The sequence below is a fragment of the Azospirillum sp. UENF 211521 genome, assembly GCF_058780535.1.
On sequence record NZ_JBSNCF010000001.1, the window covers coordinates 3491267 to 3513250 of the forward strand.

Genomic DNA, 21984 nt, shown 5'->3' on the forward strand with positions numbered 1-21984 from the left:
CCGCACAGCCGCCACCAAATCAACGGCCGCCGCCAATCATAAGACGTTCTGTCATGCCATTGACCGTGACAAGACACATCCGCCGGAAGGAAAAGACTCCATGGTGAATCGAGTGTTCCGCGCCGCCCTGCTGTCGATGGCCGCCTGCGGCCTCGCGCTGGCCGCACACGCCCAGACTCCGGCTCCCGCCGCTCCGGCCGCCCCCGCGGCGTCGGCCGCTCCCGCCACGGCGGACGCCGATCCGGTGGTGGCGCGCGTCAACGGCGAGGCGGTCCACCGCTCCGACGTTCAGCGCATGGTCGCCCAGCTTCCGCCGCAGGTGCAGCAGATGCCGCTGGAGATGATCTATCCTGCGGTGATCGAGCAGCTCGTGAACTCCAAGCTGGTGGCCGAGGCCGGCTACAAGGCCAACCTCGCCGGCACGCCGGAGGTCAAGGACGAGATCAAGCGCGCCGAGGAGCGCGCGGTACAGCGCGCCTACATCCAGAAGGAAGTGCAGTCGCGCATCACCCCGGCCAAGCTGGACGAGGCCTATCAGGCCTTCCTGAAGCAGAACCCGGCCCAGGAAGAGGTCAAGGCCAGTCACATCCTCGTCGAGAAGGAGGATGAGGCCAAGGCGATCATCGCCCAGCTCAAGAAGGGCGACGACTTCGCCAAGCTCGCCAAGGAGAAGTCCAAGGACCCGGTGGCCGCCGAACAGGGCGGCGACCTCGGTTACTTCACCAAGGACACGATGGTCGAGCCCTTCGCCGACGCCGCCTTCGCCATGAAGAAGGGCGAGGTGAGCAAGGAGCCGGTGAAGACGCAGTTCGGCTGGCACATCATCAAGGTCGAGGACAAGCGCACCCAGCCGCAGCCGTCCCTGGACGAGGTGAAGCCGCAGCTCGAGCAGCAGCTCAGCAAGGACATCGTGACCAACGTCGTCGACGACCTGCGCAAGGTCGCCAAGGTCGAGACCTTCCAGCTCGACGGCTCGCCGATGCCGAAGGAAGAGCCGGCCCCGGCCGCTCCGAAGGCCGAAGAGCCGAAGAAGAACTAAGGTCCGGCAACGGTTGCCCCCACCCTTCCCACGGCTGACGCCGCGGGCCCCTTCCCTCCCCCGCTGCGCGGGAGAGGGAGACAATCCCCTCCCCTGCGAAGCGGGGGAGGGTTAGGGAGGGGGCAAGCGCCTTGCATCCCAATCACTGTCCAACATCCCCGCTCCACCAGCCCCACGAGCCCGTCCCCATGGCCACGACCGTCTCCCCCTTGGCACCCGCCGGCTTCCCGACGCTCCCGCCCGTGGCGGGCGTGCGCATCGCCACCGCCAACAGCGGCATCCGATACAAGGGCCGCGACGACCTGATGCTGGCCGTGCTTGACGAGGGCACGACAGTGGCCGGCGTGCTGACCAAGTCGCTGACCTGCTCCGCCCCGGTGATCTGGTGCCGCGACAGTCTGCCCCGCGGCTCGGCCCGCGCGGTCGTGGTCAACGCCGGCAACGCCAACGCCTTCACCGGCAAGGCCGGCGACGCCACCGTCCAGGCGACCGTCGAGGCCGCCGCCAAGATTGCCGGCTGCGCCACCGACGAGGTCTACGTCGCCTCCACCGGCGTGATCGGCATCCCGCTGGCCGCCGACGCCATCGCCAGGGTGCTGCCGGGCATGGTCCCGGCGCTGAAGGACGACTCGGCGGCGCTGGAAGCCGGGGCGCGGGCCATCATGACCACCGACACCTTTGCCAAGGGCTCGACCCGTCAGGTCGCCATCGGCGGGACGACGGTGACGATCAGCGGCTTCGCCAAGGGCTCCGGCATGATCGCCCCGGACATGGCGACCATGCTGGGCTTCCTCTTCACCGACGCCGCCATCGCCGCCCCGGCGCTGCAGTCCATGCTGTCTGAGTTCACCGAGCGCAGCTTCAACGCCATCACGGTGGACGGTGACACCTCGACCAGCGACACGCTGCTGCTGTTCGCCACCGGCAAGGCGGGGAACGCCCCGGTGACCGACGCCCAGGCGCCGGAGCTGGCCGATTTCCGCAAGGCGCTGGAGGAGGTGATGCTCGACCTCGCGCTGCAGATCGTGCGCGACGGCGAGGGGGCGACCAAGTTCGTCTCGATCACGCTGGTCGGCGCCGAGAACGACGTGGCCGCCAAGCGCATTGCGCTCACCGTCGCCAACTCCCCGCTGGTCAAGACCGCGCTGGCCGGCGAGGACGCCAACTGGGGCCGCATCGTCGCCGCCATCGGGCGGGCCGGCGAGCGGGCCGACCGCGACCTCATCAAGATCACCATCGGCGGCACGCTGATCTGCGCCGAGGGCATGGAGGTTCCGGGCTACGACGAGGCGCCCGTCGCCGCCCACATGAAGGGCCAGGAGATCGACGTGCACATCGACCTGGGCATCGGCACCGGCAAATCCCGCGTCTGGACCTGCGACCTGACCCACGGCTACATCGACATCAACGGCTCCTACAGGAGCTGAGGCCGGAGCAGAGATCGGACTTGGTGTCATGACCGGCGCGCCCCTGCCCGACCGCCTCGACACGGCGCGGCTGACGCTCCGCCCCTTCCGCCTGGAAGATGTGGAGCGTTTCGCGCCGCTGATCGGAGAGTGGGAGGTGGCGCGCTGGCTCGCCCGCGTGCCCCACCCCTACGGCCTGGAGGACGGGCGCGCCTGGGTCGCCCTGGCCGCCCGCAGCCGGGCGGAGCGCGCGTCGCTCGACCTGCTGGCGGTCCGCAGGGACGATAACCAGCCGGTCGGCGGCATCGGGGTGATCCTGGCGGACGGCGAGGTCGGCTATTGGCTCGGCCGGCCGCACCAGGGCATCGGCTATGGCACGGAGATGCTGCGGGCCGTTGTCCCCGCCGCTTTCGCGCTGGGCCTGCCCCGCCTGTGGGCGCGGATCGCCCTGGACAACCACCGCTCCCGCCGCCTGCTGGAGACGGTCGGCTTCACACCGCTCGACGATGCCGACCATTATGAACTGACCGCCGGACGCTGGCGGTTCCTCACCCCGGAGACCGCGTGATGCCGGCCTGCTTCGATCCCTCCTCCACCCCGGCCCCCGGTTCCCTGCCGACCCTGCTGGTCGTCGCGGTCGCCCTGGTGGACGCCGACGGCCGCGTCCTGCTGGCCCAGCGCCCGCCCGGCAAGTCGCTGGCCGGGCTGTGGGAGTTCCCCGGCGGCAAGGTCGACGCGGGTGAGACCCCGGAAGCCGCCCTGGTCCGCGAACTGAAGGAGGAACTGGGCATCGACACGGCGGCGAGTTGCCTCGCCCCCTTCACCTTCGCCTCGCACAGCTACGAAAAATTCCACCTGCTGATGCCGCTGTTCGTCTGCCGCATCTGGGAGGGCGACGTGATGGCGCAGGAGGGGCAAAAGCTCGCCTGGGTCTACCCGAACCGCATGGGCGACTATCCCATGCCCCCCGCCGACGTGCCGCTGGTGGCGATGCTGCGCGACCTGTTGTAGCCGGTTGGGGATTTGCAACGCGGGGGAATTGCGCTACCTTGTCGGGAGTGGCCGGCAGGTGCTGCTAACACCCACCGGCACGCTCCTAGTGCTTAGCCAACGGTGATGCGGATTTCGATCCGCCAACGCCGCCACTGGAGCACTAGGAAAAAGGGCATTTTCGGCATGCCTCTTTCTCCTTTCGAAACGGCGGGTGGCCAAGTCCACCCGCCGTTTTCACTTACACACGATCGGATGCATTCGCGCCACAGTTTTTCCCGCGTCGCGCGATGCGCCACCCTTGTCCCCACACCTTTTCCGGATTGCGGCTTCACGAATCGGGTGATCTGTGCCACATCATAGCCGTCGCGTTCGGGATCGCATCCCGGCCACCGGATTCTGACCCGAACGCCAGATTCCAAATCGTCCAGAGACGGACCCGCATCTGAACCGCATCGGCGTGGACTCGCTCTTCAATTTCAAGGCCCATCCGGCGGAGCCGGCCCAGGACCCCGACGGCAACCCCGCCCTGGAGGTGCTGCGGTCGGTCTTCGGCTATTCCGCCTTCCGCGGGCAACAGGCCGACATCATCGCCCACGTCATCCGTGGCGGCGACGCGCTCGTCCTCATGCCCACGGGCGGCGGCAAGTCGCTGTGCTATCAGGTGCCGGCTCTGGTGCGCGACGGCGTGACGGTAGTCGTCTCTCCGCTGATCGCGCTGATGCGGGACCAGGTGACGGCGCTGCGCGAGCTGGGCGTGCGGGCGGCCTTCCTCAACTCCTCCCTCGACGCCGGCGAGGCGCGCGAGGTGGAGCGGGCCATGGTCCGCGGCGAGATCGATCTCGTCTATGTAGCGCCGGAGCGTCTGGTCACCCCGCGCTTCCTCGACCTGCTGGACCGCACCAAGCTCGCCCTGTTCGCGCTGGACGAGGCGCATTGCGTCAGCCAGTGGGGCCATGATTTCCGGCCCGAGTATCTCCAGCTCTCCATCCTGCACGAGCGGCACCCGACCGTGCCGCGCGTCGCGCTGACCGCCACGGCGGACGCGCAGACCCGCGCGGAGATCAAGGACAAGCTGGGGCTGACCGAGGCCCGCGTCTTCCTGTCCAGCTTCGACCGGCCCAACATCACCTACCGCGTCGTCCCGAAGAAGAGCGAGCGCCAGCAGATGCTGGCCTTCCTGCGGGAGAACCACCCCGAGGACGCCGGCATCATCTATTGCATGTCGCGGGCGAAGGTGGAGGACACCGCCAACTGGCTGAACCAGCAGGGGCGGGAGGCGCTGCCCTACCACGCCGGGCTGCCGTCGGAGGTGCGCGAGGCGAACCAGGACCTGTTCATCAAGGGCGAGGGCATCGTCATGGTGGCGACGGTGGCCTTCGGCATGGGCATTGACAAGCCGAATGTGCGCTTCGTCTGCCACCTCGACCCGCCCAAGAGCCTGGAAGCCTATTACCAGGAAACCGGCCGCGCCGGACGCGACGGCCTGCCCGCCGACGCCTGGATGAGCTACGGCATGGCCGACGTGGTCGGCCTGCGCCAGATGCTGGAGCAGTCGGAGGCCGGCGATTCCCACCGCCGCGTCGAACGCTCCAAGCTGGAGGCGCTGCTCGGTTTCTGCGAGACCTCGGCCTGCCGCCGCAAGGTGCTGCTGAACTATTTCGGCGAGACGCTGGAGGCGCCCTGCGGCAACTGCGACACCTGCCTGGAGCCGGTGGAGACCTGGGACGGCACCGTCGCCGCGCAGAAGGCCCTGTCGGCGGTCTACCGCACCGGCCAGCGCTACGGCGCCGGGCACCTGATCGACGTGCTGCTGGGCAACGCCACGGAGAAGGTGGCGCAGCAGGCCCACGACGCGCTGAAGACCTTCGGCTGCGGCAAGGAGCTGTCCAAGGCGGAATGGCAGTCGGTCTACCGCCAGCTCGTCGCCGCCGGCTACCTGACGGTCGATCTGGAGGGCTATGGCGGCTTCCGCCTGACCGACGCGGGCATCCCGGTCATCAAGGGCCAGCTGACGGTGAAGCTGCGCAAGGACCCAGTCGTCGAGAAGCGCCGCGGCGTCCACGACGCGCTGCGCCGCCACGTCTCCCGCGGCGGCTCCGCCTCCTCCAGTGGCTTGTCAGGAGAGGGCGTGTCGCGGGCCGGCGCGCGCGGCGCCCTGTCGCCCGCCGACGACGCGCTGTGGCACGCGCTGAAGGATTGCCGCACGGAACTCGCCCGCGCGCAGGGCGTGCCGCCCTATGTGATCTTCCACGACAGCACGCTGCTGGAGATGGTCGCGACGCGCCCGATGGACCGCGCCGCCTTCGCCCGCCTGCCCGGCGTCGGCGCCCGCAAGCTGGAGCGTTATGCCGACCCCTTTTTGGACGTCATCCGCCAGAAAGGATAATTTTATCCATCTCCCAAAAAAGCGCTTGCGCCGGTCCGCCCCCCCGGTTAACTTCCGCGCCCACGACGCACCGACGTCGGCGCCGCAGTAGCTCAGGGGTAGAGCAACTGATTCGTAATCAGTAGGTCCGGGGTTCAAATCCCTGCTGCGGCACCACTCTAAGGCCCTGGAAGGTAACGCCTTCCGGGGCCTTTCCATATGTGGCATGACTCATCGCGCCCTTTTCCCAGCACGGCCGATGTCCCAACCGCCCACCACCGCCCTTATCACCGACCTCGCCGCCGCGTTGCGCCGGCCCGTGACGAGCGGGCACGACCTGAAGGCCATCGAGACGCTCTGCGCGGCCTTTCTCGACCGGCCCAGGGCCGAGCGGGCGCGGGCCGCGCGCGAACTGCCCCGACTGGCTCCGGGGGCGGACACCGTCCTGCTGCTGTCGGCCATGGCCGCCGTCTCCGGTGATCTGCGCTATTACGACGAACTGCTCGACGCGGTGGAGGGCAACATCGCGCAATCCGGGCTGGAGGGGCTGCTGCACATCCACGCCGGCATCGGGCGCCAGCTCTTTTTGATGCGCATGAACCTGGCGAGCCGACCCGGCTTCTTCGAAGATCGGCAATTCCCCTTCTACCGCCGCATCCTCGACGAGATCCGCCGCCGTCAGGCCGTCGTCCCACCCGCCCGCCAAGCCGGGGGAGCGGACACCGGGCGGGTCGTTCTGGTGACCAACCAGTTCCTGTCGCTGCGCCACCAGCCGTCGCGCGACCTGCTGTCCTACGCTGCCCTGCTGGAGGAGCGCTGCGGGCGGGAGGTGGTGATCCTCAACACCAACATCATGCCGGCCGAGGTGCACAGCCTGTTCGTGCCCTCCTTCGCGGCGTCGGTGGAGCCCGCCTTTTCCGGCGACCAGCGGATCGAGGCGGACGGGCGCAGTTATCGGATGCTGTCCTCGGTCGAGCCCTGCGTCAGCCCCGGAAAGATCGCTTGGTTCCTGGAGGCCATCGCGGCGCTCGATCCCGACTCCGTTCTGTCGCTCGGCGGGTCGTGCGTCGTGGCCGACCTGATGGCCGGGGCGCGCCCCACCCTGTGCATCCCGACCACCAGCGGGGCCACCCTCTCGCTGGCCGACATCGTGCTGGATTTCGGCGGCGGGGCGGCACCCGACCACGGGCCGCTGGCCCGCTCCTGGCGTCCCTTCCGCTTCCTGCATTCGCTGGCCGGGGCCGCCCCGAGGAAGGAAGGATCGCGCGCCGCCTTCGGGCTGGAGGAGGACGCCTTCGTCTGCACCGTTGTCGGCAACCGGCTGGACGAGGAGGCGGATGGCGCTTTCCTCGCCATGCTGGAGGCGCTGTTCGACCGCGTGCCGCACGCCGTCGCCGTCTTCGCCGGGCACGCCGACGCCCTGCCCCGGCGGCTGGCCGCGTCACGCCACGCCGAGCGGCTGCGCGGCCTGGGCTATGTGTCGGACATGGGCGCCCTGCTTGCGGTCTGCGACGCCTATGTGAATCCCCGGCGGACCGGCGGGGGCGCCAGCGCCGCCGAGGCCCTGGCCGCCGGGGCGGTGCCGCTGTCGCTTCCCGGCGGCGACGTCGCCAGCGTCGTCGGTCCGCGCTTCACCCTCCCCGACTACGGCGCCTTCGTCGAGCGGCTGGCCGCTCTGGCCGCCGATCCCGCCACCCTGGCCGCCGCCGCGCAGGAGGCCCGCGTCCAAGGGTCGCGGCGCAGCGGACCGGCGGAGGCCGCCGCCGCCCTGTCGCACCATCTCGACGAGGCGGCGGCGCTGTTCCGCAGCGGGCGTCCGTCGGAAGAGTGATCCGGGCGACCTGAGCCGGGCGGGCGCCGTCAACCGCTTTATCGCACAGGCGGAGCAAACTCCCGGCTTGCTTTGGCGCCGGTGCCTTTCCAATATTCCGCGCTCCCCGACCGGGCGTCCGCTGGGACGCCACGGCGGGTGTCTTATTTTCTGCAACGAGGACCTTTTCATGCGCGCCTTCGACGGCCAGCATTCCGACAACGTCGCCATCAAGCGCACGCGGGAGCAGAAGCAGCTTCAGCTCCAGCAGTTGAAGGAGCAGCTCGCCACCCTGAAGTCCCACGCGGCCCCGGCGATCCGTGAAGCGCTGGTCAAGCGCATCGCCGAGCTGGACGCGGAGATGCGCCAGCCGCCGAAGCCGCCGCGCGAAGGCCGCGGCGACGGTCCCCGGGGCGAGGGGCGCGGCCCCCGTGGCGATGGCCCGCGTGGTGACGGTCCCCGCGCCGACCGCCCGCGCCGCGAGGGCTTCTCCCGCAGCGAGAGCTTCCGGTCGGATGGCCCGCGCGGTGATGGTCCCCGGGGCGATGGTGCGCGTGGCGATGGTCCCCTTTCGCCCTTCGCCTCCCCGCGCCGCCGCGGCTGAGCCGCGGAACCCACCTTGATGCGTCCAGTCCGATGAGTCGCCAGCCGTGAGCGAAAACGCCACCCCCGCCCGCCGCCGCCTGTTCGATCAGGCGTGGCTCCTGATGATGTTGCCGCCGCTGTTCTGGTCCAGCAACGCCGTCCTGGGCCGCGCTGTGTCGGGCGAGGTGCCGCCGGTCGGGCTGGCCTTCTGGCGCTGGACGCTGGGGATGCTGCTGGTGCTGCCCTTCGCGTGGCGGCACCTGCGGCACGACGCGCGGATTCTGGCCGGCCAATGGCCGGTCGTCCTGCTGCTGTCGGCGCTGGGCATCGCCGTCTTCAACACCTTCCTCTATGTCGGGCTGCACACCACCACGGCGCTGAACGCGGTGATGATGCAGTCTTCCATGCCGGTGCTGATCGTGCTGATGAGCCTGGCCCTGTTCGGCGACCGGGTGACCCCGCTGCAAGGGGTGGGCATCGCCGTGTCGCTGGCCGGCGCCCTGACGCTGATCGCGCGGGGCGACCCGGCGGTGCTGATCGGGCTGCAGCTCGCCGCCGGGGATTTGTGGGTGCTGGCGGCGGTGCTCGGCTACGCCGCCTACACCGCCCTGCTGCGCCGCCGCCCGGCGGTGCATGGGCTCAGCTTCATCGCCGTCACCTTCGCGGGCGGCGCGGCGATACTGCTGCCCTTCTACCTGTGGGAAAGCGTCGGCGGGAACCCCATGCCGATCACCCCGACGGCGCTGGGGGCGGTTGCCTACGTGGCGCTGTTCCCGTCGATCGCCGCCTATCTCTGCTTCAACCGCGCCGTGGCCCTGGTCGGCGCCAACACCGCGGGGATGTGCATCCATCTGATGCCGGTGTTCGGGAGCATCCTCGCCATCCTGTTCCTCGGCGAGCAGCCCCACCTCTACCACGCCGCCGGCATCGGGCTGATCGCGGCGGGCATCCTTCTGGCCACCCGCCGCGCCAAGAGCTGAGGGTTACAGGTAGCCGAGCTTCCGGGGCAGCCAGAGCGCCAGCTCCGGGACGAAGGTCACCAGGATCAGCGCGCAGAGCATCGCCGCGACCATCCACAGCACCCAGCGCACCGTCGATTCCATGCTGATGCCGGCCACCCGCGTGGTCACCATCAGGTTCACCGCCATGGGCGGGGTGAACTGGCCGATGGCGAGGTTCATGGTCAGCATCACGCCGAACCACACCGGGTCCCAGTGGAAGGCGGTCATGATCGGAGTCAGCAGCGGCAGCAGGATCAGGAAGATCGACACCGCGTCCAGCACCATCCCCAGCGCCAGCAGCGCCACGTTCAGCAGCAGCAGGACGAGGACTTCGCTGCCCACTCCTTCGATCGCCATGGCGGCGACCCGGTCGAAGGCGCCCATCGTGCTGCCCGCCCAGGCGAAGACGCTGGACAGCGCGATGATGAGCAGAACCACGGCGGACATCTCCGCCGCCTCGGCCAGCACTTCGTACAGCTCGCGCCAGGTCAGGCTGCGGTAGACGAAGACGCCGACCGCCAGACCGTAGAAGACGGCGACCACCGCCGCCTCGGTCGGAGTGAAGGCGCCGGTGCGCAGGCCGCCCAGGATGATGACCGGGGCCAGCAGCCCCCAGATCGCCTGCCGCAGGCTGCGCCAGAAGGGCGGGCGCGGCCCGGCGTCCTTCAGGCCGAAGCCGTGCTTGCGCGACAGCCAGATCGTCGGGGCCAGCAGCGACAGGCCGGCCAGGATGCCGGGAATCATCCCCGCCGCGAACAGCGCCGGCACCGACGCCTGCGGCACCAGGACGCTGTAGATGATGAAGGCGACCGAGGGCGGGATCAGGATGGCCGTCGCCGCCGCCGCCGCGATCACGCTGGCCGAGAAGGGCTTCGGATAGCCAGCCTTGTGCATGGACGGGATCATCACCGTGGCGACCGCCGCCGCGTCGGCGGGGCCGGAGCCGGAGATGCCGCCCATCACCATGCAGACCAGGATCGCCACCACCGCCAGCCCGCCGTTCTTCGCTCCGACAATGGAGGAGGCGAAGGTGACGAGCTGCTTGGCGACGCCCGCCCGCTCGAAGATCAGGCCGGCCAGGATGAAGACCGGGATGGCCAGCAGCGGATACTTGGCGATGCCGGCGTAGACGTTGGTCGGAACCGACAGGATGCCGAGTTGCGCGTCCAGGATCGCCAGCGACCCCGCCAGCCCCAGGGCCACCGCCAGCGGCGCGCCGATCACCAGCAGCAGCAGAAAGCCGCCGAACAGAATCGTCAAGGCCATCAGGCGGTTCCCTTTGCCGTGCGGATCAGGCGTCCGATCACGCGCAGGCTGACCACCGCCGAGAGCAGCGGGAGCCACGCCGTGTAGAGCCATTGCGGGTTGCCCAGGCCGGGCGAGGTTTCCTCGAACCGCCACTGGTCGTAGGTCAGGCGCCCGCCGTACCAGACGAGCAGGCCGAACATGGCGAGCGCCGCCGTCCAGGCCACCAGCTCCGTCACCCGGCGGACGGGCGGCGGCAGCTTGTCGGCGAGGAAGGTGATGCGGATGTGCCGGTCGGCGGCGGCGGCGACGGCGGACCCGAACAGCGTCATGACCACCAGCAGGAAGATCGAATATTCCTCGGTGAAGGCCAGGGACACGTCGGTCAGGTAGCGCGTCACGACGTTGGCGAAGGTGACGAGGCACAGGGCGGCCATGGACAGGGCGGCCAGCGAACGCTCCAGCGTCACCGGCACCCGCGTCTTGGGCTGCTCCGTCGCCATGCCGGCTTCCAGCAGATCGTTGTTCATCGGAATGGTCTCAGCAAAGGCGGGAGCCGGCCCCCTCCCCAACCCTCCCCCGCCTTCGGCGAGGGAGGGAGCAAGCCCCTCCACCGCGACGCGGGGGAGGGGGTGGGGAGGGGGGAACGGCATGCGGCAGGCTTACTTCCGGTCGGCGACGGAGGTCTCGGCGGCCTTCACGAGGTCGGGACCGATCGTCTTGGCCCACTTGTCGTAGACGGCGCGGGTGGCGGTCTGGAACGCCTTCTGCTGCTCGGGCGTCAGCTGCACGACCTCGACGCCCTGGGCGGCGATGTCCTTCAGCAGGCTGTCGTCCTGGGCGGTGATGCCCTTGCGGGCGATGGCGACCTCCTCCGCGGCGGCCTGGACGGCGGCGGCGCGCACCGCCTCCTGGTCTTCCTTGGACCAGCTGTTCCAGACCTCCTTGTTGACCACGAAGATCAGCGGGTCGGCGACGTAGCCCCACAGCGTCAGGTGCTTCTGGCCGAGCGTCGGCAGCTTGCCGGCGACGAACACGCCGACCGGGTTTTCCTGCCCGTCGACGGCGCCGGTGGACAGGGCGGGCTGCGCGTCGGCCCAGCTCATCTGCGTCGGGTTGGCGCCCAGCGCGGTGAAGGTGTCGAGGTAGAGCGGCGAGCCGACGACGCGGATCTTCAGCCCCTTCAGGTCCTCCGGCGTGCGGATGGTACGCTTGGAGTTGGAGACCTCGCGGAAGCCGTTCTCGCCCCAGGCCAGCGGCACCACATCCTTGGTGGCGAGCAGGTCGAACAGCTGCTTGCCGACCGGTCCCTGGGTCAGCGCGTCCATCGCCTTGTGGTCGGGCATCAGGAAGGGCAGCGAGAAGAGGTTCAGCTCCTTCACCTGCGGCGACCAGTTGATGGTGGAGCCCACGGCCATGTCGATCACGCCCTGGCGCAGCGCGGTGAATTCCTTGGTCTGGTCGCCGTTCACCAGGGCGGAGCCGGGATACATCTTCACGTTGATGCGCCCGTTGGTCTTCTCCTTGACCAGCTCGGCCCAGCGGTCGCCGCCGATGCCCCAGGGGAACGGCTTGCCCAGCACGGTGGACAGCTTGTACTCGGCCTTGTAGTCCGCCGCCGCCGCGCCGTTGGCGAGCACGCCCGGCAGAACCATGGCGGCCAGCGCCAGACCGGCGAACAGCGCCTTCATCGACTTCATTCTTGTTTCCTCCCACATACCGCAAACGAAAGATCGGACCGGGATCGTACAGAGGCACGCACGTCTGTTCCACGCGGAATTTGACGGCCCGCCCCTAAGCCTGGGACAATGCGGTCATGCAGATGCGGATGTTCCCAACAATCGGGATTTTGGCGGCCGGGTTGGTCCTTCCCGCGGCGGCCGCCCTGGCGCAATCGGCGGCACCCGCCGTCCCGCTCGGCCCGAACCCCAGCGAGTGCGAGATCCAGGCCGCCTTGTTCGGCGCCGCCGGCCCCGGTTGCCCGCCCATCGTGATGAAGCGCCCGCCGCCGCCGCCCGTCGCGGCGGCATCGCCCCCGGCCCAAACTCCTGCATCGGCCCCCGCACCACCCCCCGCCCCGGTGGCTGTGCCCGCCCTGCCGGGGACGCCGCCGGACCCGCCCGTCGCCGCGCTGAAGGCCGGGCTGCGCGCCGCCTTCCGGATCGGCTTCGACTTCAACTCGGCGCGCATCCGTCCGGAATCGCGGGCGGTGCTCGACCGCATCGGTGCGGTGATGACGGCGCCGGAGGCGGCGACCGCCCGCTTCCGCATCGTCGGCCACACCGACGCGGTGGGCGGCGACGCGGCCAACCGGGCGCTGTCGCAGCGCCGAGCCGACGCCGTGGCGGATTATCTGGCGGAACAGCACGGCGTGCGCCGCGACCGGCTGGACACCGCCGGGATGGGCGCGCGGGAACCGCTGCTGCCCAAGAAGCCGAAGGCCGCGGAGAACCGGCGGGTGGAGATCGTCAATCTGGGAGGGTGAACGTTCCTCCGCCGCCTACCCGTCCAGATCGTCCCAGCCCCGCCGCTCCCAGGCGCCGTCGATGAAGGCGGCGGCGCGGGACGATCGCGGCAGGCCGCAGCAGGTCAGCACCGAGGGCGGAACCCGCCCGCCGCCGCGGCTCCACCACAGGCTGGCGCGGGGCGGCAACGGGCCGACGCGCTCCTCGACCACGGTGGCGACGGTGGGGTCGGCGCCGTTCGGCTCCGGGCGGCCCAGGATCGCCATGCGCGCCGGAAGGGCGTCCACGTCGGCCCCGGCGCGGCAGGCGTCGGCGGCGATGGATTCCGCACGGGTGAACCAGTGCAGGCAGGCCACCGGCACCACCGCGAGGTCGGTGCCGTAGGGCAGCGTGCCGACGATGGTGAAGGGGTACTGCCGGCCCACCCGGTCGGCGCTGGGCATCATGATGCCGGCCAGCGGCGGCTCCCCGCACAGGCCGGGCGACAGGGCGAAGCGCCAGACCGGGGCCGACTGGAACAGCCGCTCCCAGGGCGAGCCGAGCTGGCGCACCGCCGCGTCCAGAACCTCCGTCAGCCAGGCGTCCCAGGGAAGCAGCACGCCGCGCGGCAGGCCGTAGCCCACGAAATCGCCGCGCGCCGGCACCTTCCCATGGAAGCCCACCGCGAAACCGGGGCTCATCAGCCAGCCCCACCGCTGCCCGAGCCTCGTGAGGCCGGCGCGGTCGGCTGGCCCAGCACGTCGAGGACGCGCGACACCAGCGCCTCGTCCGGCGGCACCGGGGCGAAGCCCGCCTCGACCAGGGCCGCCAGATGGTCGCCGAGCGCGCGGCGCTCCGCCTCATGGGCGGCGCCGGGAAGCGTGCGTTGCCAGTCGGCGGCCAGCCATTCGGCCAGAACCGCCGGGTCCAGCGGCTCGCGCCCTCCGATCATCGCGTAGGCGCGCAGGCTCTGCCGCAACAGGTCGGGCCGCGCCCAACCGGTGCGCAGTTGTTCCTCCAGGCGCAGCACGATGCGCGACAGGAACACGCTGCGCAGCGCCCGCCGGTAGACGTCCTCGGCGGGAAGGCCGACGCGCTCCCCCTGCGACAGGCCGAAGCCGAGCAGGGACGCGCGGCGCTCCGCCCGCTCGGTCCAGCCGGCCGGCAGGGCGCGCAGCGCGTCGAGCGCCGGCAGGACGGCGAGGAAGTCGGAATCCTCCACCCGCGTCAGCGAGCGCGGCGGGGTGTCGAGGGCGCGCAGCCGCTCCTCCGCCACCGCCACGGCGGCCTCCGTCCGCGCCAGCAGCGCCTCGTTGGCGCGGTGGCTGCTCAGCCCGGCCAGACCGAGCAGCAGTCCCGCCGCCGCCGTCCCGCCGAGCGCCCAGACGTGGCGCCGGCGCCGCGTCCGCTCCAGCGCGCGGTCGACCCCGACCATGTTGGCCTCGGGGAAGACCACCTCGGGCAGCAGGCGTTCCAGGAAAAAGGTCTGGGCCGGCGATTCCGCGGAGGCGCCGGGCTGGGTCGCGCTGGTCAGGTAGATGCCGCGCAGCAGCGGCACCGCCTCGTCCGCCTCGGCGGTGAAGGCGGTGTCGACGAGGTCGGCCAGAGCCGCCTCGAAACCCGCCATGCGCAGCGGGAAGGCGAAGGCGTCGCCGCGCCGCTGGATGTCCGGCTCCTGGTGCAGCCGTTCGGGCAGCCGCTCCTCCAGACGGCGCAGCAGCGCCGCGTACTGCGCGTGGAAGCTGGCCAGCGGGCCGGGCGGCAGGTCCTCCACCGGGAAGGTGATGCCCCAGATCTGGGCGCGCTCCGCCCGGTCCAGCGGGTCGAAATAGGTGGTGAAGCCGTCCACGAGGTCGGCCTTGGTGCACAGCAGATAGACCGGCACGCGGATGCCGAGATGGGCGCGCAGCTCGCCCAGCCGCTGGCGGATGGTGATGGCGTGGCTGTGCCGCTCCGCGTCGCTCCAGCCGGCGAGGTCGGTCAGGCTGATGGTCAGCAGCACGCCGTTCACCGGCTGGCGCGGGCGGTGCTCCTTCAGCAGGTCGAGCAGGCCGGACCAGACGCGGCCGTCGATGGCCCGGCGGCTGTCCTGGGTGGTGTAGCGGCCGGCCGTGTCGATCAGCACCGCCTCGTCGGTGAACCACCAGTCGCAGTTGCGCGTGCCGCCCAGATTCTGCACCGGCATGCCGTCCAGCCCGCCGCCCAGCGCCGCGCCCAGCCGGGCGTTGGCCAGCGCCGTGGTCTTGCCCGAGCCGGGGGCGCCGATCACCAGATACCAGGGGAGCTGGTAGAGATACTGGCCTCCCCAGCGCGCGCCGAAGCGCTGCGTCTTCAGCCGGTCGATCACCGCGTCCAGCCGCTCGCGCACCGTGCCCAGCTCGTCCAGCGAGGCCTTCAGCTCGGGATCGCGGGACGCCGCCAGCGCCTCGACGAAGCGGGCGTTGGCCGCACTCTGCCGGCCGTCCTCGCGCCGGTTCAGCGCGTACCACAGGCCGAGCAGGGCCAGCGCCGGCAGCAGGCGGGCGAGGCCGCCGAAGCCGAGCAGCGGCATCACCGCCCAGCCGAGCAGACCGACCGACAGGGCGACCGCGAGCGTGGTCCACCAGCGCAGGCGCGGCGCCATCGCCGGGTCGGCGCGGCGGACCCTGCCCTGGGACTTTCTGGAGCGGGTGTGCGGAGACGGTTCGCTCATGGACCGCGGCCTATTCGGGGTAGAGGCGGACATCGACGCGCCGGTTGGCGCCCCGGTTGGCCGGCGTGGTGTTAGGGGCCAGCGGCTCGCGCTCGCCCCGCCCTTCGGCGGTCAGGCGCTCGGCGCCCAGCGTGCGCTCCAGGATCTTCAGCACGGCCACCGCCCGCGCCTCGGTCAGCGCCTCCGGCGTCGGCAGCCCGCCGCCGCGCGGCGTCTGGTCGTCGGTGTGGGCGACCACCACGACGCGGCCCGCCTCGGGACCCAGCGCCTGCCCGACGCGGTCGACCACGGCGCGGTAGCGGGCGCGGATCGCGTCGCTGCCGGTGGCGAACATGCCCGCCCCCTCGATGCGGATGACCAGCGCCCCGTCGTCGCCGGCCAGCACCGCCACCGCGCCGGAGCGGATCTCCGGCTGGAGCAGGGCGGTGACGCGGACGGCCAGAGCCGGCCCCGCGCTGGATGGCGGCGGCGGGACGGCGCGGACCAGCTCCAGCGGCCGGTCTGGGAGCAGCGCGCCCAGCCGGGCCACCACCGCGTCCGCCCGCCCGCCCAGCGAGGCCGACAGGGTGAGGAACAACCCGCCGAGCAGAGTCGCCACCGCCACCGCGGCCAGCCAGGGCGGCAGCACATGCCCCAGCGGGCGGAAGCGCTCAGCGACGCCGCGCCATTGCGGCGACAGCGCGCGCTCCCGCTCGCCGCGCAGGCGGCGCAGCACGCGGAACAGCTCGTCCCGCAGATGGGCGAGGTCGTGGGCGCCGCGCGGCTTGTCGCGGAACTTGCCCTCGAAGCCCAGCGACAGGCAGGCGTAGAACAGCTCCAGCTCCAGCCGGTGCAGGCGCGGGTCGCTCAGCATGGTGTCGAGCAGGTCGAAGAAGCGGTCCGGCCCGCCGGCGCCGGGATCGACCACCACCGCCAGCCCCTCGCGCGCCCAGCGGCAGCGCGCCCCCCAGGGGGTGGCCCGCACCACGTCGTCCAGCATGGTGCACAGGGCGAAGCGGGCGACGCGAACCTCCTCCGGCGGGACGCCGATGGCGGCGGCCTCCTCCTCGAAGCGGCGGACCTCGGCGAGGATGACGTCGCGCAGCCCCTCCGGGTTTTCGTGCCCCGAGCGTTCGCGCAGCGACCCGGCGAGGTCGAGCAGCGGCCCGGCCGCGGCCAGCAGCGGGTTCAGCGCCCCGCGCAGCCGCGCCGGCTGGTCCGGCGGCGCCTCCGCCTTCGGGCGGTCCTCCGGGGCCACGGCGGGCCCCGCCGCGAGGAAGGCCGGGAGCGCGCGCGGCCCGCCGCCGGACTCGTCGGAAAACTCCCCGCCGTCCCGCAGGCCCGCCCCGCCGCCGAAGCGTCCGTCCGATTCCATGCCCCCGCCGCCGCTCTGCTGTATGATGATCCGTGTGATGGGAAATCCCCCGCCGGAGGAGGTATAGCAGGCCCAGCCGGATGGGGAAATCGGAGGGTTTGATGCAAATCGCGGAAGAGGCCCGCGGCGACGTGATGATCCTGCGCCCGGTGGGCCCGATCGACAGCGCCGCCGCCCCCCGGTTCGAGGCGCGTCTGTTCGCCGCTCTGGCACCCGCCACCCCGGACGAGCCGGAAAAGGTGCCGGGCGGGCTGGTGCTCGATCTGTCGGCGGTGACGCAACTGACCCCGGCGGGGCTGCGCTCGCTGCTGCTGGCGGTGCGCCAAGCACGGCCGGGCACGGCGAGCGCGGGCGGACGGAAGGGAGTGCGGATCGTTCTGGCGGCGGTGCCCGGCCCGGTCCGCGCCGTGCTGGAGGAGGCCGGGCTGGCGGCGCTTCTGGAGAGTCACGGCGATCTCGACGCCGCCGTGCGCGCCGCCTCACAACACTGAACTAATCCATATTGCGAAGACTGGAATCATAGAGCTGCTGCGCCAGGATAGTCTTCAGCAGGGCCTCGACGGTAACGCTCATGTAGCGCGCCTGCTGTTCCAGACGCCGATAGACGTCGAGCGGCAGATCAAGCGTCACGTTGACCCTGCTGGCGTGGGGAAACTCGGCCATATCCCCTCTCCATCTCTGTGAACCGCGTCACGCGACGCCGGGCCACAGACGATAGGGCTCTCCTCCGGCGCGGTCCATGGCGCAGTCCGCGAAGCGCGCTGTGCGGTTGCGCCGGACCTTTCCCCCAAATTGGGGCGCGTCAGGCCGCGGCCCGCAGCGCCCCGTGGACCTCCGCCAGGATCTCGTAGGAGCGCACCCGCGCCGCGTGGTCGTGGATGGCCGAGGCCACCATGATCTCGTCGGCGCCGGTCTCGGCGAGGAAGGACTCCAGCCCGCGCCGCACCGTCTCCGCCGAACCGACGAAGGAGCAGGACAGCATGTTCATCGCCTGCGCCTTCTCCAGCGGCGACCAGAAGCTCTCGATGTCGTCGATGGGCGGCGGCAATTGGCCGCGGGTGCCGCGGATCAGCCGGGCGAAGCTCTGCTGGGCGGAGGTGAAGAGCCGGCGCGCCTCGGCGTCGGTCCCGGCGGCGACGACGTTCACCCCGACCATGGCGTAGGGCCGGTCGAGCTGCCCCGAGGGCGTGAAATTCTCCCGGTAGACCTGCAGCGCCCTCTTCAGCGCGTCCGGCGCGAAGTGCGAGGCGAAGGCGTAGGACAGGCCGAAGGCGGCCGCCAGCTGCGCGCCGAACAGGCTGGAGCCGAGGATCCACAGCGGCACGTTCGACCCGGCGCCGGGCACCGCCTGCACGCGCTGGCCCGGCTGAACGGGGCCGAGCAGAGCCTGGAGTTCCAGCACGTCCTGCGGGAACTGCTCGGCCACCGACGGGTCGCGGCGCAGGGCGCGCAACGTCATCTGGTCGGTGCCGGGCGCCCGGCCCAGCCCGAGGTCGATGCGACCAGGGAACAGCGCGTCGAGCGTGCCGAACTGTTCGGCGATGACCAGCGGCGAATGGTTGGGCAGCATGATGCCGCCGGCCCCGACGCGGATGGTCGCGGTGCCCGCCGCCACATGGCCGATGACGACCGAGGTCGCGGCGCTGGCGATGCCGGTCATGTTGTGGTGCTCGGCCAGCCAGTAGCGTTGGTAGCCCAGCCGCTCGGCGTGGCGGGCGAGGTCCAGCGTGTTGCGCAAGGCGTCGCCCGGCGTGCTGCCTTCCGGCACCGGAGCGAGGTCGAGGACGGAGATCGGCGGGCGGGCGGTGTCGTTGGTCGGCATGACGGGGGTATCCAATGAAACGGAATGTTTGGGGGAGGCGCAGGCTGTGCGAACCTTGGCCCCCTCCCCCACCCTCCCCCGCTTACGCGGGAGAGGGGGCCTTACGCGAAGCGGCGGCAGTCCCCTCCACCTCGTAGAGGGGGAGGGCTAGGAAGGGGCAATACGGAGCTAGAACGCCGCCCCCTCCTCCACCCAATCCTGAACGCTCCTGGCCAGCGCCTGCCCTTCCGGCAAGAACGCCAGCGAGACGGAGTTGATGCAGAAGCGCATGCCGGTCGGCGGCGGGCCGTCGGGGAAGACATGGCCCTGGTGGCTGCCGCAGCGGGCGCACAGGGTCTCCACCCGCACCATGCCGTAGCTGTTGTCCTGCACCAGCTTCAGATGCGCGTTCTCATAAGGCGCGGTGAAGCTGGGCCAGCCGGTGCCGGATTCGAACTTCGTCCCGGACCGGAACAGCGGCAGACCACAGAGACGGCAGGCGTAAGTTCCGGGTTTCTTGTTGTCGAGCAGGCCGCCGCAGAAGGGCGCCTCCGTCCCGTGGCTCAGCAGGACATGCCGCTCCTCGTCCGACAGGCGCTCCACCAGCACCGCGCGCTGCTCCGGCGTCGGCGGCGTCAGGTCGAAGGGTCCAGCGGTCGGGGAACGGTCGGCGGGGGCGGACATCGGGCGGCTCCAGTGACGGGGTGACGGTCCTAGGGGATATGGGCCAGTCGGTCGCGGATGACACCCGGCGTCAGGCTGCTATCTTCCCTGCACGGAACGAATGGAGGGAGAGACCAGCCATGACCGGAACGACCACCGGAACGACCGGCTCCTGGACGCACCTGACGGCGTCCGACGGGCACCGGCTGACCGCCTACGAAGCCCGGCCCGTCGGGCCGGAGAAGGGGCGGCTTCTGATCGTCCAGGAGATTTTCGGGATCAACAGCCACATGCGCCGCGTCTGCGACGGCTACGCGGCCGACGGTTACCGCACGCTGGCCCCCGCCTTGTTCGACCGGGCGGAGCGCGGGGTGGAGCTGCCCTACGACGAGGCCGGCGTCCAGCGCGGCCGCGACCTGATGGGTGCCGTCAGCGTCGAGGACGCGCTGACCGACGTGGCGGCGGGTCTGGCCCATCTCGGCGGGGCGGAGGGGGCGGCCATCGCCGGCTATTGCTGGGGCGGCACCATCGCCTGGGCCGCCGCGTCGCGCCTGCCGGTCCGCGCCGCCGTCGCCTATTACGGCGGCGGCATCGGCAACCGGCTGGACGAGGCCCCGCGTACGCCCGTGCTGCTGCATTTCGGGGAGACGGACCACGCCATCCCCCTGACGGTGGCCGAGGCGGTGCGCCAGCGCCATCCTGGCGCCATCACGCACCTCTACCCGGCCGGCCACGGCTTCAATTGCGACGAGCGCGCCAGCTACGACGCGGCCAGCGCCGCCCTGGCCAAGCGGCGCACGCTGGGCCTGCTCCAGGCGGTGTTTTAAAAGGAAAAGGCCCTTCCTCTACCGCGTGAGGAAGGGCCTTTTCCGTCAACTCAAACTGTTCAGGTGGCGACGTCCGGCTTGGTACGGCCGGTGTGACGCTCGATGCCGGCCAGTTCCGCCGCCAGATCGGCCAGCGGCTTCAGCGCCACCGGGGCGTCCAGCCCATGCTCGCCGCCGACCGGCTCGTACCGCTCGAAATAGACGCGCAACGTGGCGCCCGACGTGCCGGTGCCGGACAGGCGGTAGACGATGCGCGAGCCGTCCTCGAACCCGACGCGCAGGCCCTGCCGCTCCGACCGGCTGCCGTCCACCGGGTCGGTGTAGGCGAACTCGTCCGCCGCCGCGACCGTGCGCCCGCCGAGAGCCGTGCCGGCCAGCGAGGGCAGCGTGCCGCGCAGTTCGGCGATCAGGGCGTCGGCGGCTTCCTGCGGGATGGCCTCGTAATCGTGGCGGCCGTAGTAGGTGCGCCCGTAGGTGCCCCAATGCTCGGCCATCAGCTCGGCCACCGACAGGCCGCGGGCGGCCAGCACGTTGAGCCACATCAGGACGGCCCACAGCCCGTCCTTCTCGCGCACATGGTCGGCGCCGGTGCCGAAGCTCTCCTCGCCGCACAGGTTGATGCGCCCGGCGTCGAGCAGCGTGCCGAAGAACTTCCAGCCCGTCGGCGTCTCGTAGCAGGAAATCCCGAGCTTCGCCGCCACGCGGTCCACCGCCCGGCTGGTCGGCATGGAGCGGGCGACGCCCGCCAGACCGCCCTTGAAGGCCGGGACGTGGGTGGCGTTGGCGGCCAGCACGGCCAGGCTGTCGCTGGGCGACACGAAGACGTTGCGGCCCAGGATCATGTTGCGGTCGCCGTCGCCGTCCGAGGCGGCGCCGAAGTCCGGCGCGTCCGGCCCGAACAGCCGCTCGACCAGCTCCTCGGCGTGGGCGAGGTTGGGGTCGGGGTGGTGCCCGCCGAAATCCTCCAGCGGCGTGCCGTTGATGACGGTGCCGGCCGGGGCGCCCAGGCGGCGCTCCAGGATCTCCGTGGCGTAGGGGCCGGTGACCGCGTGCATGGCGTCGAACACCATGCGGAAGCCCGACGCGAACAGCTTGCGGATCGCCGCCATGTCGAACAGCGATTCCATCAGCTCCGCGTAGTCAGCGACCGGGTCGATGACCTCCACCGCCATGCCGCCGAGCGCCGTCTCGCCGAGCCGGTCGAGATCGAGGTCCGGCGACTCCAGCGTCTTGTATGCGTCGATGGCCTTGGAGCGGGCGAAGAAGGCGTCGGTCAGCGACTCCGGCGCCGGGCCACCGTTGGCGGCGTTGAACTTGATGCCGAAATCGCCGTCCGGGCCGCCGGGGTTGTGGCTCGCCGACAGGATCACGCCGCCGATGGCGCCGCGCTTGCGGATGACGCAGGAGGCCGCCGGGGTCGACAGGATGCCGCCGCGCCCGACCACCGCGCGCGCGACGCCGTTGGCCGCGGCCATGCGCAGGATGGTCTGCACGGCGGTTCGGTTGTGATACCGCCCGTCGCCGCCGATCACCAGCGTGGCGCCGGACAGGCCGTCGACGCAGTCGAAGATGGATTGGACGAAATTCTCCAGATAGCGCGGCTGCTCAAAGACCTTCACGGCCTTGCGCAGCCCGGAGGTGCCGGGCTTCTGGCCGTCGAAGGGCGTGGTCGGACAGGTGACGGGAACCACTGGACGTCCTCTCTTGGTCGTGTCGGGCCGGGGCGGCGCGCCGTCGCACCGCCACCCCGCCCCGCCAC

General features: G+C 71.2%; 21 protein-coding genes and 1 tRNA gene. 12 read left to right on the forward strand and 10 right to left on the reverse strand.

Annotated features, from left to right (window positions below; genetic code table 11):
* Positions 1 to 100 precede the first annotated feature (100 nt).
* The 9 genes from ACWPN5_RS16425 (at position 101) to ACWPN5_RS16465 (ending at position 9178) form a co-directional block, all read left to right on the forward strand.
* The gene (locus ACWPN5_RS16425) at positions 101 to 1039 is read left to right on the forward strand and encodes a peptidylprolyl isomerase (protein ID WP_492296301.1); all 939 of its coding nucleotides are present in this window, start codon (positions 101 to 103) and stop codon (positions 1037 to 1039) included.
* Between the two features lie 188 nt (positions 1040 to 1227).
* Positions 1228 to 2466 carry a bifunctional glutamate N-acetyltransferase/amino-acid acetyltransferase ArgJ gene (argJ, locus tag ACWPN5_RS16430; protein ID WP_492296302.1) on the forward strand — a complete coding sequence of 413 codons (1239 nt, stop codon included), beginning with the start codon at positions 1228 to 1230 and terminating at the stop codon, positions 2464 to 2466.
* Positions 2467 to 2494: 28 nt separating this feature from the next.
* Positions 2495 to 3013 (forward strand): GNAT family N-acetyltransferase, encoded by a 519-nt coding sequence (locus ACWPN5_RS16435; RefSeq protein ID WP_492296303.1) that lies wholly within the window; start codon positions 2495 to 2497, stop codon positions 3011 to 3013.
* On the forward strand, positions 3013 to 3456 hold the full coding sequence (locus ACWPN5_RS16440) for a (deoxy)nucleoside triphosphate pyrophosphohydrolase (RefSeq protein WP_492296304.1): 444 nt from the start codon (positions 3013 to 3015) through the stop codon (positions 3454 to 3456). The genes ACWPN5_RS16435 and ACWPN5_RS16440 overlap by 1 nt, the downstream gene beginning before the upstream one ends.
* Before the next feature lie 439 nt (positions 3457 to 3895).
* On the forward strand, positions 3896 to 5824 hold the full coding sequence (recQ, locus tag ACWPN5_RS16445; RefSeq protein ID WP_492296305.1) for a DNA helicase RecQ: 1929 nt from the start codon (positions 3896 to 3898) through the stop codon (positions 5822 to 5824).
* An 81-nt stretch (positions 5825 to 5905) separates the two neighbouring features.
* Positions 5906 to 5980 (forward strand) — tRNA-Thr (locus ACWPN5_RS16450).
* 82 nt (positions 5981 to 6062) lie between these two features.
* The gene (locus tag ACWPN5_RS16455) at positions 6063 to 7634 is read left to right on the forward strand and encodes a glycosyltransferase (RefSeq protein ID WP_186465973.1); all 1572 of its coding nucleotides are present in this window, start codon (positions 6063 to 6065) and stop codon (positions 7632 to 7634) included.
* Between the two features lie 169 nt (positions 7635 to 7803).
* A complete protein-coding gene (locus ACWPN5_RS16460; protein ID WP_145681235.1) occupies positions 7804 to 8217 on the forward strand; it encodes a hypothetical protein in 414 nt (137 codons plus the stop codon).
* Positions 8218 to 8263: 46 nt separating this feature from the next.
* Positions 8264 to 9178, forward strand: coding sequence for a DMT family transporter (locus tag ACWPN5_RS16465; protein ID WP_492296306.1), 915 nt, complete (start codon positions 8264 to 8266; stop codon positions 9176 to 9178).
* A gap of 3 nt (positions 9179 to 9181) precedes the next feature.
* Here ACWPN5_RS16465 and ACWPN5_RS16470 read toward each other — a convergent pair whose 3' ends face one another.
* The 3 genes from ACWPN5_RS16470 to ACWPN5_RS16480 all read right to left on the reverse strand — a co-directional run bounded on the left by ACWPN5_RS16470 (position 9182) and on the right by ACWPN5_RS16480 (position 12144).
* Positions 9182 to 10465 (reverse strand): TRAP transporter large permease, encoded by a 1284-nt coding sequence (locus tag ACWPN5_RS16470; RefSeq protein WP_145681233.1) that lies wholly within the window; start codon positions 10463 to 10465, stop codon positions 9182 to 9184.
* Complete coding sequence (locus tag ACWPN5_RS16475; RefSeq protein WP_247888136.1) at positions 10465 to 10974, reverse strand: TRAP transporter small permease; 510 nt, start codon at positions 10972 to 10974, stop codon at positions 10465 to 10467. Before ACWPN5_RS16475 ends, ACWPN5_RS16470 begins: the two co-directional genes overlap by 1 nt.
* Positions 10975 to 11106: 132 nt before the next feature.
* Complete coding sequence (locus tag ACWPN5_RS16480; protein WP_186465972.1) at positions 11107 to 12144, reverse strand: DctP family TRAP transporter solute-binding subunit; 1038 nt, start codon at positions 12142 to 12144, stop codon at positions 11107 to 11109.
* Between the two features lie 128 nt (positions 12145 to 12272).
* Between ACWPN5_RS16480 and ACWPN5_RS16485 the strand changes: the two genes are divergently transcribed.
* On the forward strand, positions 12273 to 12929 hold the full coding sequence (locus ACWPN5_RS16485) for an OmpA family protein (protein ID WP_492296307.1): 657 nt from the start codon (positions 12273 to 12275) through the stop codon (positions 12927 to 12929).
* Between the two features lie 15 nt (positions 12930 to 12944).
* On the opposite strand, the gene tagF is transcribed toward ACWPN5_RS16485, so the two are convergent.
* The 3 genes from tagF to icmH are packed head-to-tail and all read right to left on the reverse strand — an operon-like array spanning position 12945 to position 16934.
* Positions 12945 to 13589 carry a type VI secretion system-associated protein TagF gene (gene tagF / locus ACWPN5_RS16490; RefSeq protein WP_014239131.1) on the reverse strand — a complete coding sequence of 215 codons (645 nt, stop codon included), beginning with the start codon at positions 13587 to 13589 and terminating at the stop codon, positions 12945 to 12947.
* On the reverse strand, positions 13589 to 15580 hold the full coding sequence (gene tssM / locus ACWPN5_RS16495; RefSeq protein ID WP_492296308.1) for a type VI secretion system membrane subunit TssM: 1992 nt from the start codon (positions 15578 to 15580) through the stop codon (positions 13589 to 13591). Before tssM ends, tagF begins: the two co-directional genes overlap by 1 nt.
* Before the next feature lie 10 nt (positions 15581 to 15590).
* Positions 15591 to 16934 (reverse strand): type IVB secretion system protein IcmH/DotU, encoded by a 1344-nt coding sequence (gene icmH, locus ACWPN5_RS16500; RefSeq protein ID WP_492296309.1) that lies wholly within the window; start codon positions 16932 to 16934, stop codon positions 15591 to 15593.
* A 101-nt stretch (positions 16935 to 17035) separates the two neighbouring features.
* On the opposite strand from icmH, the gene ACWPN5_RS16505 reads away from it, so the two are divergent.
* Entirely contained in the window at positions 17036 to 17425 is a 390-nt protein-coding gene (locus ACWPN5_RS16505) for an STAS domain-containing protein (RefSeq protein ID WP_492296310.1), read from the forward strand.
* A gap of 1 nt (position 17426) precedes the next feature.
* On the opposite strand, the gene ACWPN5_RS16510 is transcribed toward ACWPN5_RS16505, so the two are convergent.
* From ACWPN5_RS16510 to msrB, 3 genes are all read right to left on the reverse strand, one after another.
* Positions 17427 to 17597, reverse strand: a complete 171-nt coding sequence (locus tag ACWPN5_RS16510) for a hypothetical protein (protein WP_014239127.1) — start codon at positions 17595 to 17597, stop codon at positions 17427 to 17429.
* A 139-nt stretch (positions 17598 to 17736) separates the two neighbouring features.
* Entirely contained in the window at positions 17737 to 18756 is a 1020-nt protein-coding gene (locus ACWPN5_RS16515; protein WP_492296311.1) for an LLM class flavin-dependent oxidoreductase, read from the reverse strand.
* A gap of 168 nt (positions 18757 to 18924) precedes the next feature.
* On the reverse strand, positions 18925 to 19419 hold the full coding sequence (gene msrB, locus ACWPN5_RS16520) for a peptide-methionine (R)-S-oxide reductase MsrB (RefSeq protein ID WP_137115180.1): 495 nt from the start codon (positions 19417 to 19419) through the stop codon (positions 18925 to 18927).
* A 119-nt stretch (positions 19420 to 19538) separates the two neighbouring features.
* Between msrB and ACWPN5_RS16525 the strand changes: the two genes are divergently transcribed.
* A complete protein-coding gene (locus tag ACWPN5_RS16525) occupies positions 19539 to 20225 on the forward strand; it encodes a dienelactone hydrolase family protein (protein ID WP_492296313.1) in 687 nt (228 codons plus the stop codon).
* A 59-nt stretch (positions 20226 to 20284) separates the two neighbouring features.
* Here the strand turns inward: ACWPN5_RS16525 and ACWPN5_RS16530 are convergent, their stop codons facing one another.
* On the reverse strand, positions 20285 to 21916 hold the full coding sequence (locus tag ACWPN5_RS16530) for an alpha-D-glucose phosphate-specific phosphoglucomutase (RefSeq protein ID WP_492296314.1): 1632 nt from the start codon (positions 21914 to 21916) through the stop codon (positions 20285 to 20287).
* Positions 21917 to 21984: the final 68 nt, after the last annotated feature.

Excerpts from the sequence above, each read along its gene's own strand:
- ACWPN5_RS16510 (WP_014239127.1), bottom strand. The coding sequence starts at position 17,597 with ATGGCCGAGTTTCCCCACGCCAGCAGGGTCAACGTGACGCTTGATCTG.
- ACWPN5_RS16425 (WP_492296301.1), top strand. The coding sequence starts at position 101 with ATGGTGAATCGAGTGTTCCGCGCCGCCCTGCTGTCGATGGCCGCCTGC.
- ACWPN5_RS16435 (WP_492296303.1), top strand. The coding sequence starts at position 2,495 with ATGACCGGCGCGCCCCTGCCCGACCGCCTCGACACGGCGCGGCTGACG.
- ACWPN5_RS16485 (WP_492296307.1), top strand. The coding sequence starts at position 12,273 with ATGTTCCCAACAATCGGGATTTTGGCGGCCGGGTTGGTCCTTCCCGCG.
- ACWPN5_RS16480 (WP_186465972.1), bottom strand. The coding sequence starts at position 12,144 with ATGAAGTCGATGAAGGCGCTGTTCGCCGGTCTGGCGCTGGCCGCCATG.
- ACWPN5_RS16475 (WP_247888136.1), bottom strand. The coding sequence starts at position 10,974 with ATGAACAACGATCTGCTGGAAGCCGGCATGGCGACGGAGCAGCCCAAG.
- ACWPN5_RS16525 (WP_492296313.1), top strand. The coding sequence starts at position 19,539 with ATGACCGGAACGACCACCGGAACGACCGGCTCCTGGACGCACCTGACG.
- tssM (WP_492296308.1), bottom strand. The coding sequence starts at position 15,580 with ATGAGCGAACCGTCTCCGCACACCCGCTCCAGAAAGTCCCAGGGCAGG.
- ACWPN5_RS16455 (WP_186465973.1), top strand. The coding sequence starts at position 6,063 with ATGTCCCAACCGCCCACCACCGCCCTTATCACCGACCTCGCCGCCGCG.
- ACWPN5_RS16505 (WP_492296310.1), top strand. The coding sequence starts at position 17,036 with ATGCAAATCGCGGAAGAGGCCCGCGGCGACGTGATGATCCTGCGCCCG.
- ACWPN5_RS16470 (WP_145681233.1), bottom strand. The coding sequence starts at position 10,465 with ATGGCCTTGACGATTCTGTTCGGCGGCTTTCTGCTGCTGCTGGTGATC.
- ACWPN5_RS16440 (WP_492296304.1), top strand. The coding sequence starts at position 3,013 with ATGCCGGCCTGCTTCGATCCCTCCTCCACCCCGGCCCCCGGTTCCCTG.
- icmH (WP_492296309.1), bottom strand. The coding sequence starts at position 16,934 with ATGGAATCGGACGGACGCTTCGGCGGCGGGGCGGGCCTGCGGGACGGC.
- tagF (WP_014239131.1), bottom strand. The coding sequence starts at position 13,589 with ATGAGCCCCGGTTTCGCGGTGGGCTTCCATGGGAAGGTGCCGGCGCGC.
- ACWPN5_RS16460 (WP_145681235.1), top strand. The coding sequence starts at position 7,804 with ATGCGCGCCTTCGACGGCCAGCATTCCGACAACGTCGCCATCAAGCGC.
- argJ (WP_492296302.1), top strand. The coding sequence starts at position 1,228 with ATGGCCACGACCGTCTCCCCCTTGGCACCCGCCGGCTTCCCGACGCTC.
- ACWPN5_RS16515 (WP_492296311.1), bottom strand. The coding sequence starts at position 18,756 with ATGCCGACCAACGACACCGCCCGCCCGCCGATCTCCGTCCTCGACCTC.
- msrB (WP_137115180.1), bottom strand. The coding sequence starts at position 19,419 with ATGTCCGCCCCCGCCGACCGTTCCCCGACCGCTGGACCCTTCGACCTG.